Raw genomic sequence first — 14163 nt, forward strand, 5'->3', positions numbered from 1 at the left:
CGGCGGCTTGGTCTGGCGAAAACCGGAGGTTCAGTCTCTCGTTCGGCGAAACGGGAGAAGACGGACCTCGGAACGCGGGAAGCCTTGGAACCGAATCGCCGCCCCGGATCTGCGTAGCGGCGAGGAGAGCCGAGGCGGCCGGATGGACCTCCAGCGCCGGATGCGCTGTTGCCGACGGTGCGCGTCCGGCAGGGTCCGAAGCGGCCGGCTGGGCGCCTACTTGCGGGCGAGGAGAGGCAGCACGGTTCCGTCGTCGCCGTACTTGGTCCACATCTGCGCGCAGGCCTCCTCGGGGCGCTCGCGGAACTGCGCCAGCTCCGCATCGAGTTCCTGCTGCAAGGCAACCGAGCGCTTCTTCGTGAAGAAGTCGGCGTGGTTGAGGTGGTTCTCTCGCGAGAACTGGCGGAACCGCTCCGTATCGATCCGGACGTTCGGGCAGTTGCGCGCGGCCAGATCGGCCTCGATCCCTGGACGCAGCGCCGGGATGTCCTTCTGGAGCGCCGAGCGCCGGGCCTCAGCCCAGGTTCCGAAGGCGGCCCATGCCAGGATGGCTGCCACGAGAGGTGCGAACTTATTCATCGAACGACATGCCGCTGAGATGCGACAACCCAAATCTCGCACCTGCGATAAGTTCGAACTGAGCCGCACGTTGCAACACACATCTGTGTGTAAGCGCACATGGTGAGGGCGCGTATGCCGCGGTCGGCCCGCGACGCACCCGAATCCGGAATGGCGGTGCTCTCAATAGGCCGGAACGACGCGCGTCTCGGGCAGTGGCGCCCGCATCGTGAAACGCAGTCCCGAGGGCTGGAAGTCGAAGGCGATCTCCGCCTGACACTGGACCTTCAGCACGCGCTGCAGCAGCGTCGAGCCGAAGCCCTTCCGCGTCGGAGGCTCCGTGGCCGGCCCGCCCCGCTCGGTCCAGTCCAGGTGGAGCATGCGCGCGGCCGGCGTCCGTTCGATATCCCAGCGGATCGCGATCCGGCCTTCCGGAACGGACAGTGCGCCGTGCTTGGCCGCGTTGGTCGTCAGCTCGTGGATGGCCATGCCGGTCGGGACCGCGAGGTCGCCCATCAGGTCGATCGCGGGGCCGTCCAGCTGGATGCGGGACCCCTCGACGTCGTTGTAGGGGCCCAGTTCGTTCATCAGCATCTCGCGCAGGGGCGCCTGCTGCCAGTAATCCTCGGTCAGGAGATTGTGGGTCTTGGCCAGCGAGATCACCCGCGCCGAGAACGCCGCGTAGAACGCGTCGACGCTGGTGGCGGACCGGGCCGAGGCCCCGAGCAGCGCCTGCACGGTCGCCAGCGTGTTCTTCACCCGGTGATGCAATTCGCGGATCAGGAGCGCCTGCCGCTCGGTCGTGCGCTCGCGCTCCTCGAGGTGGGCCCGCGCCTCGAGCTGCCGGCGCTTGGCGCGATGCGCGGAGCGGGCGGCCATGATCAGCGTCGCCGGATGGAACGGACGTTCCAGCACGCTCACGTTGCCCAGCATGTCGGTCAGCTGCGCGTTGGGCTCTGCGCCTCGCAGCCGCAGGAGGATGAACGGGAAATCGGACCAGGGCGGCTGCGCGGCGATCCAGTCCGCCAGGGCGTGGCGATTCGAGGACAGCAGCGCCTCCTCGGTGAGGATCGCGCAGGCGGCCGTGTCGAGCCGGGAGACCACCTCGGCGAGGCTGGCGCACACCTGTGCCGCGATCCGCGCTTCGCCGAGGATGGTCGCGGCGACGACGGCGTCGCGGCCACCCGGCGTGAAGATGAGAACCGGCAGTTCAGCCTCACTCATCAGCCGCGCGGGTTGGCAGGAGCGACGACCGCTCACCCTCGAATGTCGGAACGCCGGTCATGATACCTCGGAATGCGCTGAGCGGATCGCCAACGCGGATCCCGCTGGAGTCGATCCGCAATTCGCGGATCGTGTCCTCGTGGCTGCCGGTCCGCTTCTTCACGACCGAGATCGCGCGGCGCAGCCGCCCGTGGGCCTCGAAGGTGCGGAACAGCAGGATCGTGTCGCTGAGGTAGGTGAGATCCACGTTCGTGCCCATCGCCCCGATCATGCCGTGCTGGGCCAGGACGAGGAGCGAGAGCACGCCCTGCTGGTTCAGGTAGGTCAGCAACTCGTGCATCTGCAGGAGCAGAAAATTCTCCTCCGGCATGGCGTTGTGATAGCCGGTCAGGGAGTCGATCACGACCATCGTCACGCGCTCGTGCTCGACCGCGTTCTGGACGATGTCGGCGAGTTCGCCGGGCGAGACCTCGGCCGGGTCGATCTGCTCGACGATGAGCGCTCCGGCGGCGATCGCGTCGTCGACCGGCATGGCGAGGCCGCGGGCCCGGCGACTGAGGACGCCGGTGGTCTCGTCGAAGCTGAGGATCAGCGCCCGCTCGCCGCGGGCGATCGCCGCGGTGACGCAGGTGAGCGCCACCGTGGACTTGCCGACGCCGGACGGGCCGATCAGCATCGTGCTGGTGCCCCGGTCGAGGCCGCCGCCGAGCAGTTGGTCCAGTTCGGGGCTGCCCGTGCCGCACTGGTCGTCGGCGAAGGTGCCGAGATGGTCGGCCGCGACGAGGCGTGGGAACACCGTGAGCCCGCCGCGCCGGATGATGTAGTCGTGGAACCCGCCCCGGAACGGCGTGCCGCGCATCTTGATCACGCGCAGGCGCCGGCGCTCGCCGCCGTACAGAGGCGCGAGCTGCTCCAGCCGGACCACGGCATGGCTGAGACTGTGCAGGTTCAGGTCGTCCGTCTCGGCGGTGAGATCGTCGAGGAGCAGCGCCGTGGTGTTCTGGATGAGCAGGAAGCTGCGCAGGGCGTGGACCTGCCTGCGGTAGCGCAGTGATCCCTGCGAGAGCGCCCGGATCTCCGAGAGGCTATCGAACACGACGCGCTGCGGCTTGAGACGCTCGATCTCGGCGATCGCCATCCGGACGGTCTCGCCGAGTTCGAGGTCGGACGAGTGGACGAGGCTCTGCTGCTGCCCGGGATCGAGGCTGAGTTCCGGCGCGACGAGCTCGCAGATCTCGATGCCGTCGAGGGACCAGCCGTGGCGCTCCGCGACGTTCAGGAGTTCGCGCCGGCTCTCCGAGAGCGTGATGTACAGGCAGCGCTCGCCCCGGCGCACGCCGTCGAGGAGGAACTGCATCGCCAGCGTCGTCTTGCCGGATCCGGGCCGCCCCTCGATGAGGTGCGAGCGCTGGGACGCGTAGCCGCCAGCGAGGATGTGGTCGAGGCCGGTCACCCCGGTGGAGACCGGTGCCGCGTCGTGATCGGTCTCTGCCATGTCGAGGTCTCTGCCGTCGTCCCACGGGCCCGGCCCGTCGACCGCGCGACGGAACGCGGAGCCCGGTCTCGTACACGAAGGCGCGCGCAGCGCGAAACGCCGCCGCGCCGCCGGCACAGCGATCCGGCCCGACGGGCGCGGCGCGACCGCCGGCCTCGGCAGATGCGAGGGCCGGCGTGCACGGGCCCGCGGTTGCAGGCCGGCCCCTCCCCCGACCGGGTCCGAGGGCCCGGCGCCCGCAGGGAACCGGCGCCGGGGTGAGCGGACCGCTACTGGCTGCCCGGGCCATTCGCGAGGCCCGCCAGGGTGAACAGGGCCACCGACAGCTTCGCGCCGATCACGAAGGCGTCCGGGATCGGCTTCGGGCGGAACGGGAAGCGGGTCTGGTCCGGGTCGATCACGTATTGCAGGTTCGGCATCAGCCGCACCGCCGGGGTGAGCTGGATGCCGTAGCTCAGCTCCAGGATGGTCTGCAGGGACTCGACGTTCCGGGTGCCGAGCCCCAACGACCTGCGCGCTGCCTGGATGTTGGCCGCGCCCAGCGGCGAGAGCTTCTCCATGGCGAAGACGAAGCCAAGGGTGTCGTAGGGCCGGCCCGGGAAGGTGCCGGTCAGCACGGCGCCACCCTCCATGAAGTAATCCTGGGTCTGCCGGCCGCCAGTGCCGCCCATCACGACACCGAACAGCGACAGGCCCTGGACTCCGTTCGGGTCCGGTCGCCAGACCATCTGGTCGAAGCGGGCATAGACCGCAGACCGACCGAACCGGGTCAGCGGATCGAGACCGCTCAAGACCTGGGCGCTGCCCCGCTGGTCGAGCACGGGATCCTTGTAGTCCGACCGGTCGAAGACGACGCCGACGCTGTAGTTGCGCGGCAGCGGGTCGTTGCCGAAATTGGTCGAATAGCCGACCTCCACCGGCACCAGGAATCCGGTGGCGCCGCTGGTCGACCAGTCGATCCCGTTCTGGGTCGGCAGCTGGTCGCGCGGGTTCACCTCGTAGATGCCGGCATGCAGGAACACCTTGTCGCTGACCCAGGCTTTGGCATGGCCACCCCAAGTGGCGATCGGCCAGTAGGTGAAGTTCGTCAGCTTGAAGATGGATTTCGGCGCGCCGCAGGTCGCGTTGTTCTGGAAATTGCAGTAGAGCGGCGAGCCCAGGAAGTTGGGATTGGCGAGAATTCGGCCGACCTCGATGTCGAGCCGGTTGTCGAGCAGCTTCTGCTCGTAGGACAGCATGGTGAGATGGGCGGTCTGGCCGCCACCATAGATCTCCTGCACGCTGCCGTTGAAGCCGATGTCATCCTGCGCCAGGCTCCGGCCGTGGCGCTGGGTGACGATTGTGTGGACCGAGCCGCCGTCGAATCCGGTGAGGCGGCCGAGATCGGCGTCGAGGCCGAAGGCGATCTGGCCCGCATAGGCCGATCCCTGCCGGATGCCGCCGGACGGGTTGGCGGCGAACTCGCCCGTGTAGTTCAGGATCATGCTGATCCCGTTGCCGAGATCGAGGGTGCCCGGCGGCAGGCTGGGCGGCGCCGCGCTGCTGCCCTGCACGTCGAGGCTGGCCGCAGCGCTGCTGGCGCCCGAGAAGCTCCGCGCCTCCCGGATGACCCGCCGCCGGGCGCGGTTCGCCCGGTACCTCGCCTTCTGCGCCGGGCTCGCCTTCGGCCCCGGATTGACCAGGGAGGGGCCTCCGTCCGGAGCCGTCGCTTCAACCTGCGCGACCGCCGGGCGTGCGCCCGCCGTGACCGTCGCGGCGCAGAATGCGAGCGCGGCCCATCGCCAATGCTTTCTCATGTGTGACTCCCCCTTATCCGCGCGGCCTTGCCTGGCTCTGTCGCGTTCGTGTCCCGCAGGGGGCCTCCCGGTCAGTCCGTGAAGGCCTCCACCGTGCGTCGCTCGCCGCGCAGGAAGGCGTCGGCAGCGTGGATCAGCGGATTCAGGTCGACGTCGCTGGCGCCGGAGCGGACCAGGACGGCGAATCTTTCGTAGAGGCCGCGGTACTCCGCCTCGGGCGGGAGCGGCTGGTCGCGGTCGCCGATCGTGAGGACGGCCCCGCCCTGCGACAGGACCAGCGGACCGTCATCGGTCTCGACCCGGATGTCCCAGGTTTGCGGCCCGGTCTGGCGCCAGTCGAACAGCGCCCGGATCGGGGTGCCGGCGGCATCCGCGAAATGCAGGTCGGCGGCGATCGGCGCCTGCCGGTTCTCCGGCACCGACAGGGTCGCGCCGGTGAGGAAGAACGGCGGCAGGATGTGGGTGGCGATCGACAGGGCGTTGATCCCCGGATCGAACACGCCCATCCCGCCGGCGTCCCAGATCCAGTCCTGGCCCGGGTGCCAGTGCCGGACATCCTCCAGCCAGGCGATCGCCACCGACCTGATCCTGCGGCCCGACAGCCATCGGCGGGCGGGCTCCACCCCCGGCGCGAAGCGGGAATGCCAACTCGCGAACAGGCTCACGCCCCGGTCCCGCGCGGCCGCGACCAGGAGCCCGACCTCGGCCAGCGTCGCCCCCGGGGGCTTTTCGAGGAAGACGTGGCGGCCCGAAGCGATCCCCGCCAGGGCGGCCGCGAACCGCGCCTGGGGCGGCTGGCACAGGGCGATGGCGTCGAGATCGCTGTGCGCCGCCAGCATATCCTGCAGTCTGCGGTAGCTCGGTACCCCGTCGAGGCCGCCCTGCCGGCTCGCTACCGCCACGAGGCTGTAATCCGGCGAGGCGGCGATGACCGGCAGATGCTGGTCGCGGGCGATTTTGCCGACGCCCACGAGGCCGATGCGGATCGGGTTCACCATGGTCAGAGCACCCGCACGATCGGGTCGGCGGCCGGAGCCACCACCAGGGGATTGCGCGGGGGCAGCCCGAACGGTGCGGCCTCGATCTCGAACACGTCGCCGGGCCGAGTCGCGACGTCGTCGCTGAACGACAGGGTCGCGGTCCCGAAGAAGTGGGCATGCACGTCGCCGGCCCGCCGGAAGGGTGCGTATTTGAAGTGGTGCCGCTCTAGGTTGGCGATGCTGTGGGACATGTTGGCCTCCCCGGAGAGGAACGGCTTTTCCCAGAGCACGGTGCCGTCCCGCAGGACGCGGCTGGTCCCGCGCACGTCCGACGGCAGGGCTCCGAGCCAGAGCTCCGCGCCGAGGGCGGCCGGGCGAAGCTTGGAATGGGCGAGCCACAGATAATTGCCGCGCTCGGTCACGTGGTCGGAGAACTCGTTCGCCAGGGCGAAGCCGAGGCGCGCCGGGGTTCCGTCGCCGTCGATCAGGTAGATCCCGGCGGTCTCCGGCTCCTCGCCGCCGTCGCGGGCGAAGGCGGGCGAGACCAGCGGCTCGCCGGAGGCGACCAGGCAGGAGCCGTCGCCCTTGTAGAACCATTCGGGCTGGGCCCCGGCCTCGCCCGGTGCCGGCTTGCCGCCCTCGACCCCCATCCGGAATGGGCGCATCGAATCGGTCGGCGCCGAATCGGCCGCCGCGCGGTGCATCGCGTCGCGGCCCTCCGCGGAGCCGAGATGGGTCAGGCCGGTACCGCTCAGCAGCAGATGGGCGGGATCCGCGTGGTCGATGGGCGGCAGGAGCCGGACCGCGTCGAGATCGACCGGCGCGCCGAGCCCCGCCCGATCGGCTGTCGTGGCCAGATCGTCTCCCGCCGCGAGGGCCTGGCGCGCCAGGGTAAGCACGCTGTCCACACCGAGCACCCGCCGCGCCCGTCCGCCGGTGATCATCGCGACGCCCCGCTGCCCGTCGACGGCTCGGAACTGTAGGAGTGATCGTGGCATCTGTGTCCTCCCGGGGACGACCGCTTCGGGCCGTCCTGAACGCGCGGCCGTCGACGGTCGCGCGGCGGCCTGTCAGCGGCCGGGTTGCGGAGCGAGAACGCCGTCGATCCGGCGTGCGCGGCGCCAGGGATTGTCCGGGCGCAGGAGGGACGGCAGGAGCGCGTCGGGCCGCTCCTGATGGCAGACCGGCCGGAGGAACCGCTCGATTGCCAGCGTGTCCAACGAGCTGCAGCGGCCGTCCGAGGTCGCCGGGAAGGGCCCGCCATGCAGCATCGCGGGGGCGACCTCCGCGCCGGTCGGCCAGCCATTCGCCAGGACCCGGCCGGCTTTGCGGGCCAGCCGCGGCACGAGCCCGGCGGCGAGATGCTCACCCGGCCGGTCGAGGTGCGGCGTCGCGGTGAGGAGATCGGCGAACAGGCGCAGCTGACCGACCGTGCGGGCGCGCTCGCCCTCCAGCGGCGTGCGCGGCGGTCCGGTCTCGGACATCGCCGGCTCGATGAGGGGGCGCCCAGATCCATGATGCCTTCGGCCACAGCTTCGAGGCAGGACGCGCGTGTATCTGGAGCCGTCCCCGAGACGTGCGGGAACGCCGCCTCAGCCAGTCCGCAGGCGGCCGCGAACTCCGCGGGCCCAGCGGCCGAGAAGGTCGGCTCCAGGGCCGCCCCGATGGCCGGATAGACGGCCTTGAAGGCCTCGGCCGTGGCCACGCCGGCGGCGCCGATCAGGACGCTGCCTCGGATCGTGACGGACCCAGGCGATTCAATACTCATACAATTAAACTAGAGCGGTTCGCCTCCCTCCGCAAGCGTGGCCGCGATCGCGGCGCAAGGGGTGTTCCCCTTTGCGCTCCTACAACTTCAGGATACGATCACATCCATCCTGCCCCGACCCGGTGGCCCGGACTGAAGGTGGACGAGGTGAGGCAGGATCGCGGTCTGGAGAACATCACGCTGCCCCTCGCCTCGGGCTCGCGCCGCATCCACGGCTCGGTCGCCCGCGATCTGGGTGTGGCGATCCTCGGCGGCCGCTACGCGCCCGGGGACGTGCTGCCCGGGGAGATTGAGTTCTCGGAGAAGCTGAACGTCTCGCGCACCGCCTATCGCGAGGCGATTCGCATCCTGAGCGCCAAGGGGCTCGTCGAGAGCCGCCCGCGCACCGGGACGCGCGTGACTCAGCGCAGCCGCTGGAACCTGCTCGATCCCGACATCCTCGCCTGGGCCTTCGAGTCGGAGCCGAGCGAGGCGTTCATCCGCGACCTGTTCGAGCTGCGGATGATCGTCGAGCCGGCCGCGGCCGCGCTCGCGGCCGAGCGGCGCTCGGGCCTTGACATCGCCCGGATGGGCCACGCCCTGGAGGAGATGGGTCGCCACGGCCTCGCCACCGAGGCCGGACGGGCCGCCGACCAGGCCTTCCACAACACCATCCTGGAAGCGGCCCGCAACGGGGCGCTGATGGCCCTGTCCAGCTCCATCGCCGCTGCGGTGACCTGGACGACGATCTTCAAACATCGCCGCCAGGGCCCTGCCCCGGGACCCGCTGCCGGATCACCGCGCCCTCTACGACGCGATCGTGGCGGGCGACCCGGCGGCCGCCCGCGCGACCATGACCGAACTCGTCCGCCTCGCCCTCGCCGATACCAAGATGGCGCTGCGGCCCTGACGGCGGTCGGCGGCGCCCGCGCCGCCGACCCGGGATCCGGCCTCAGTGATTGTCGCGCGGCACGCCCCGCGTCTGCGCGATGCGCTGGAACGCCTCGGCGCCCTCCAGGATGGCCCCGGTGTGCATCTGCCCCACCGCGGCGCGCTGCATCGCCTGCCAGGGCGTCTGCGAGGCCGGGTAGGCGTAGCCGCCCGCCGCCTCGAGGGCGCTGCGGCGGCGGGCGATCTCGTCGGCGTCGACCAGCATGTCGGCGGTGCCGCGGCGCAGGTCGATCCGCACCCGGTCGCCCGTGCGCAGGAGCGCGAGGCCACCGCCGGCCGCAGCCTCGGGCGAGGCGTTGAGGATCGAGGGCGAGCCCGAGGTGCCGGATTGGCGCCCGTCGCCGAGGCAGGGCAGCGCGTGCACACCCGCCCGGATCAGCTGCGCGGGCGGGCGCATGTTCACCACCTCCGCAGCCCCCGGGTAGCCCACCGGCCCGGCCCCGCGCATGACGAGGAGGGTCTCCTCGGTGATGCCGAGGCTCGGGTCGTCGATCCGGGCGTGGTAATCCTCCGGCCCGTCGAAGACCACGACCGGGCCCTCGAAAGCGTCCGGATCCTCCGGGCTCGACAGATAGCGGCTGCGGAACTCTTCGCCGATGACGCTGGTCTTCATCACCGCGGCGTCGAACAGGTTGCCGCGCAGGACTAGGAAGCCGGCCGCCTCCTTGAGCGGCCGGTCGATCGGCCGGATCACGTCCTCGTCCTCGATCGCGGCGCCCCGGCAATTGTCGCCGAGGCTGCGCCCGTTGACCGTCAGCGCGCCCTCGCGGATCAGGTTGCGGCGCATGAGCTGCGCCACCACCGCCGGGAGGCTGCCGGCACGGTAGTAATCCTCGCCGAGATAGGTGCCCGCCGGCTGCAGGTTGACGAGGAGCGGGACGTCGAGACCGTGGGCCTGCCAGTCCGTGATGTCGAGTTCGACGCCCATGTGGCGGGCGATCGCCGCGAGGTGGATCGGCGCGTTGGTCGAGCCGCCGATCGCGGAATTGACCGCGATGGCGTTGAGGAAGGCGTCGCGGGTCAGGATGTCGGAGGGCTTCAGGTCCTCGGCCACCATGGCGACGATGCGCTTGCCGGTCTGGTAGGCGGCCTCCTGCCGGTCGCGATAGGGCGCCGGGATCGCGGCCGAGCCGGGCAGCATCATGCCCAGGGCCTCGGCGAGCGTGTTCATCGTGGTGGCGGTGCCCATCGTGTTGCAGAAGCCGGTCGAGGGCGCCGACGAGGTCACCAGCTTGATGAAGCCGTCATGGTCGATCTCGCCGGCCGCAAGCATCTCGCGGGCCTTCCAGACGATCGTGCCGGAGCCCGTGCGCTGGCCCTTGAACCAGCCGTTGAGCATCGGTCCCACCGACAGGGCGATGGCCGGGATGTTCACGGTGGCGGCCGCCATCAGGCAGGCCGGGGTGGTCTTGTCGCAGCCCGTGGTCAGCACGACCCCGTCCAGCGGGTAGCCGTAGAGCAGTTCCACGAGGCCCAGATAGGCGAGGTTGCGGTCGAGGCCGGCGGTCGGCCGCTTGCCGGTCTCCTGGATCGGGTGAACGGGGAATTCCAGGACGATCCCGCCCGCCCCGCGGATGCCCTCGCGGATCCGCTCCGCGAGGACGAGGTGGTGGCGATTGCACGGGGACAGGTCCGAGCCGGTCTGGGCGATGCCGATGATCGGCTTGCCCGAGCGCAGCTCCTCCAGGCTGAGGCCGAAGTTCAGGTAGCGCTCCAAATAGAGCGCCGTCATGTCGATATTGTCGGGGTTGTCGAACCATGCGCGCGAGCGCAGGGGCCGTGCAATCGGTTGGTCGGTCATTTCTGGGTCCGATGGGCGGGGCTGGTCGAGAAGCGGTAGGTGATCACGTTCCGGTAGGTGTTGCCGGGTTCGAGCCGGGCGGAGCCGAAGGCCGGCTGGTTCGGCGTGTCGGGGAAGAGTTCCGGCTCCAGCGCCAGGGCGTCCGATTGCCGGTAGGCGAGGCCGGATTTACCGACCGCGGTCGCGTTGAGGAAGTTGCCGGCATAGAACTGGAGCCCGGGCTGGTTGCTCGCCACGTCGAGGATGCGGCCCGATTCCGGATCCTCGACCCGCGCCACGGGGTGCGGCTCGGCCGTGGGGGCGTCGGTCACCACCCAGTTGTGGTCGTAGCCGCGCCCGCGCACGATCTGCTCGTCCCGCCCGTCGCGGATGCGCGCGCCGATCACAGTAGGCTTGCGGAAGTCGAAGGGCGTGCCGGCCACCGGCAGATGCGCGCCGGTCGGGATCAGGGTGGCGTCGACCGGCGTGAAGCGCTCCGCCGGGATGGTCAGGGTCTGGTCGAGGATCGTGCGGCCCGAACCCTCGCCCGCGAGGTTGAAGAAGCTGTGGTTGGTCAGGTTGACGATCGTCGGCTTGTCGGTGGTCGCCTCGTAGGTGATCGTGAGCGTGTTCGTGTCGTCCAGCGTGTAGGTGACGGTCGCCGTCAGCGTCCCCGGATAGCCCTCCTCGCCGTCCGGGCTGACGTAGCGCAGGGTGACCGAAGGGCTCGCGCCGCCCGTGACCGCGGTGATCGTCCAGAGCCGCTTGTCGAAGCCGGCCGCGCCGCCGTGCAGCGCGTTCGGGCCGTCGTTGGTGGCCAGCGTGTAGGTCTGGCCGTCGAGGGTGAAGCGCCCGGCGCGGATGCGGTTGGCGTAGCGCCCGACGCTCACGCCGAAATAGTTGCCCTTGGTCAGGTAGGAGGCGAGGTCGTTGTAGCCGAGCACTACATCCGCGGCCTTGCCGGACCGGTCCGGCACGTCGAGGCTCCGCAGGAGCGCGCCCCAGGACAGGATTCGCGCCGTGATCCCCTTGCCGTTCATCAGCGTGACCTCCTCGACCGTCCGGCCATCCGGCAGCGTGCCGAACACCGTCCGGGCCGGCTCGGCCGCCCAGGCCGGGGCCGGGGTCAGGCCTGGTATGGCCGCGCAGGCGCACAGCGCCAGTGATCCCACTCCACGCATCGCGTTCTCCCCCCTTAGTGAATCCGCCCGTCCCGCCGTTCCTGAGCCGGCCCGTGACGGCGCTTGCGGTTGACGCCCGCAAAGCCGATATATACTCAGACAAATAAAATCGACAACATGGGCACCGGCAAGGCGGCCCGAAGGCAGAGGACAACGCTGTATGGCAGGACCGATCGCGGCCGTCGGGACGGCGGCGCCCCGGACGGGGGCGGAGGCCGCACGCGAGCGGGGCGGCTACCGCCCGGCCGTGTCGCTAGTGGCGAGCCTGTTCTTCATGTGGGGCTTCATCACGGTCATCAACAACACGCTGCTGCCGCACCTGCGCAGCGTGTTCGACCTCGACTACACGCAGACGACGCTGATCGAGTCCGTCTGGTTCATCGCCTATTTCGTCGCCTCGATCCCGGCGGCCAAGCTGATCGCGCGGGTTGGCTACCAGCGCGCCCTGGTGACGGGGCTGGGCATCATGGCGCTGGGCACCCTCGGGATGATCCTGGCCGCCCACCAAGTCTCGTACGCGGTCACGCTCACGGCCCTGTTCGTGATCGCCAGCGGCATCACCCTGCTGCAGGTCGCCGCGAACCCCTACGTGGCGGTGGTCGGCCCGGCCGAGAGCGCCCCGGCGCGGCTCAACCTCGTGCAGGCGTTCAACTCCCTCGGGACGACCCTGGCGCCGCTGTTCGGCGGCTACCTGATCCTTGGCCGCTCCGCCTCGGGCAACGCCGCGGCCGGGGCCACTCTGACCCCGGCCGAGCGCCTGGCCGACGCGCAGTCGGTGCAGCTGCCCTACCTAATCGTGGCGGTGATCCTCGTCGTCCTCGCGGTGATCATCGCCCGCTTCCCGCTCCCCGCGATGAGCGGTTCCGGCGGCGCGACCGCCCGGGCCGCCAAGGCCGAGCGCGCAGGCCTGTCGCTCTGGCGCCACCGCAACCTCGTGCTCGGCGTGCCGGCGATCTTCATCTACCTGATCGCCGAGATCGGGGTGTCGAACCTGTTCATCAACTTCGTGTCGCAGCCCGAGATCGGCGACCTGACCCACGCCCAGGCCTCGCGCTACCTGTTCCTGCTCTGGGGCGGCATGATGGTCGGGCGCTTCGTCGGCAGCTACCTGATGCAGGTGTGGGCCGCCGAGACCGTTCTGGCCGGCGCGGCGATCGGCGCCTGCGCGGTGATGCTGGTGGCGGCCTTCGCGACCGGCCACTTGGCGATGTGGGCGCTGATCTCGGTCGGCCTGTTCCACGCGATCATGTTCCCGACGATCTTCACCCTGGGGATCCGCGGCCTCGGCCCGCTCACCGAGGAGGGCGCCGGGCTGCTGATCATGGCGATCGCGGGCGGTTCCCTGGTGGTGGTTCAGGGCTGGGCGGCGGACCGGTTCGGGCTGCAGCGCTCCTTCCTGATCACCGCCGGCTGCGAAGTCTACGTCCTCTTCTACGCGCTCTGGGGCTGCCGGATCGGCGCTGCCGCGCCGCGTCCGGCGACCGCCTGAGCGCCGGCCGGACCGGAGCACGCCGCCATGGACCCGCGAATCCGCATCCTCGATCGGCCCCGACGCGACCGGCTCGGCGAGGGCCCGGTCTGGGTTCCGGAGCGGGGCCTGCTGTTCTGGGTCGACATCGAGGCTCCGACCCTGAGCTGGCTCGACCTCGCCGACGGCGCGACCGGCACGCGCCCGTTCCCGGAACCCTTGGGCTGGATCATCCCGCGCGCCGGCCGGCGGGACTTCATCGTCGGGCTGAAGAGCGGCTTCGCGACCTACGACCTGGAGGCCGATCGCCTCGTGCCGATCGGTGATCCCGAGCCGGACGATCCGGACAACCGCCTGAACGACGCCAAGGTCGACGGCGCCGGCCGGATCTGGGCCGGGAGCATGCACCAGGGCGAGACCGCATTGTCGGGCTCCCTGCACCGGCTCGATCCGGACCTGACGTGGCGGCGGATGGATACCCGCTACGGCGTCGCCAACGGGCCGACCTTCAGCCGCGACGGGCGGATCCTCTATCACAGCGACAGCGCCGCCCGGACGGTCTACGCCTTCGACCTCGCCCCGGACGGGACGCTGTCGGGTAAGCGAACCTTCCTGCGCTTCCCGGACGCGTGGGGCTGGCCCGACGGGATGACGACGGATGAAGAGGGCTGCCTCTGGATCGCCCATTGGGGCGGCGGCCGGCTCAGCCGCGTCGATCCCGACGGGCGCCTGATGCGCGCGATCCCCTTGCCCGCCCCCAACATCACGAGCTGCGCCTTCGCGGGCCCCGGCCTGGACCGGCTGTTCGTCACCTCGGCCTCGCGGGGCGCCGAGCACGTGCCGGAGGCCGGCGCCCTGTTCGAACTCGATGTCGGCGTGATCGGCCTGCCGACCCGTGCCTTCAGGGGCTGACGGGCCCGGCGGGTCGGGAAAATAGTCCCCTGCGGCGATCTTCCCGGTCGACCGGCGGGATCGGTCATCCG

General features: G+C 70.6%; 11 protein-coding genes and 1 pseudogene. 3 read left to right on the forward strand and 9 right to left on the reverse strand.

What is annotated here, in order from left to right:
• Positions 1–216: 216 nt before the first annotated feature.
• The 7 genes from CIW48_RS13245 to CIW48_RS33940 form a co-directional block, all read right to left on the reverse strand.
• Positions 217–579, reverse strand: coding sequence for a hypothetical protein (locus CIW48_RS13245; RefSeq protein ID WP_091780698.1), 363 nt, complete (start codon positions 577–579; stop codon positions 217–219).
• A 162-nt stretch (positions 580–741) separates the two neighbouring features.
• Complete coding sequence (locus tag CIW48_RS13250; protein ID WP_149311196.1) at positions 742–1782, reverse strand: sensor histidine kinase; 1041 nt, start codon at positions 1780–1782, stop codon at positions 742–744.
• Positions 1775–3277: an ATPase domain-containing protein gene (locus CIW48_RS13255; protein ID WP_149311197.1), complete on the reverse strand. Its 1503-nt coding sequence runs from the start codon at positions 3275–3277 to the stop codon at positions 1775–1777. Before CIW48_RS13255 ends, CIW48_RS13250 begins: the two co-directional genes overlap by 8 nt.
• 269 nt (positions 3278–3546) lie before the next feature.
• A complete protein-coding gene (locus CIW48_RS13260) occupies positions 3547–5073 on the reverse strand; it encodes a carbohydrate porin (protein WP_149311198.1) in 1527 nt (508 codons plus the stop codon).
• Positions 5074–5144: 71 nt separating this feature from the next.
• Positions 5145–6068: a Gfo/Idh/MocA family oxidoreductase gene (locus CIW48_RS13265; protein WP_197739351.1), complete on the reverse strand. Its 924-nt coding sequence runs from the start codon at positions 6066–6068 to the stop codon at positions 5145–5147.
• 5 nt (positions 6069–6073) lie between these two features.
• Positions 6074–6997 carry an AraD1 family protein gene (gene araD1 / locus CIW48_RS13270; RefSeq protein WP_246695236.1) on the reverse strand — a complete coding sequence of 308 codons (924 nt, stop codon included), beginning with the start codon at positions 6995–6997 and terminating at the stop codon, positions 6074–6076.
• A 126-nt stretch (positions 6998–7123) separates the two neighbouring features.
• A complete protein-coding gene (locus CIW48_RS33940; protein WP_348645126.1) occupies positions 7124–7537 on the reverse strand; it encodes a hypothetical protein in 414 nt (137 codons plus the stop codon).
• 557 nt (positions 7538–8094) lie between these two features.
• Between CIW48_RS33940 and CIW48_RS34495 the strand changes: the two are divergent.
• A pseudogene (locus CIW48_RS34495) lies at positions 8095–8487 on the forward strand (FCD domain-containing protein); the annotation flags it as partial.
• Between the two features lie 265 nt (positions 8488–8752).
• Here the strand turns inward: CIW48_RS34495 and CIW48_RS13285 are convergent.
• A complete protein-coding gene (locus CIW48_RS13285) occupies positions 8753–10552 on the reverse strand; it encodes an IlvD/Edd family dehydratase (RefSeq protein WP_149311201.1) in 1800 nt (599 codons plus the stop codon).
• Entirely contained in the window at positions 10549–11712 is a 1164-nt protein-coding gene (locus tag CIW48_RS13290; RefSeq protein WP_173009260.1) for an aldose epimerase family protein, read from the reverse strand. The genes CIW48_RS13285 and CIW48_RS13290 overlap by 4 nt, the downstream gene beginning before the upstream one ends.
• A 160-nt stretch (positions 11713–11872) precedes the next feature.
• On the opposite strand from CIW48_RS13290, the gene CIW48_RS13295 reads away from it, so the two are divergent.
• Together CIW48_RS13295 and CIW48_RS13300 are read left to right on the forward strand one after the other, a co-directional pair.
• A complete protein-coding gene (locus CIW48_RS13295) occupies positions 11873–13201 on the forward strand; it encodes a sugar MFS transporter (protein WP_149311202.1) in 1329 nt (442 codons plus the stop codon).
• A 27-nt stretch (positions 13202–13228) separates the two neighbouring features.
• Positions 13229–14092 (forward strand): SMP-30/gluconolactonase/LRE family protein, encoded by an 864-nt coding sequence (locus CIW48_RS13300; protein WP_149311203.1) that lies wholly within the window; start codon positions 13229–13231, stop codon positions 14090–14092.
• Positions 14093–14163 lie beyond the last annotated feature (71 nt).

The sequence above is a fragment of the Methylobacterium sp. P1-11 genome, from assembly GCF_008329595.1.
Taxonomy (GTDB): domain Bacteria; phylum Pseudomonadota; class Alphaproteobacteria; order Rhizobiales; family Beijerinckiaceae; genus Methylobacterium.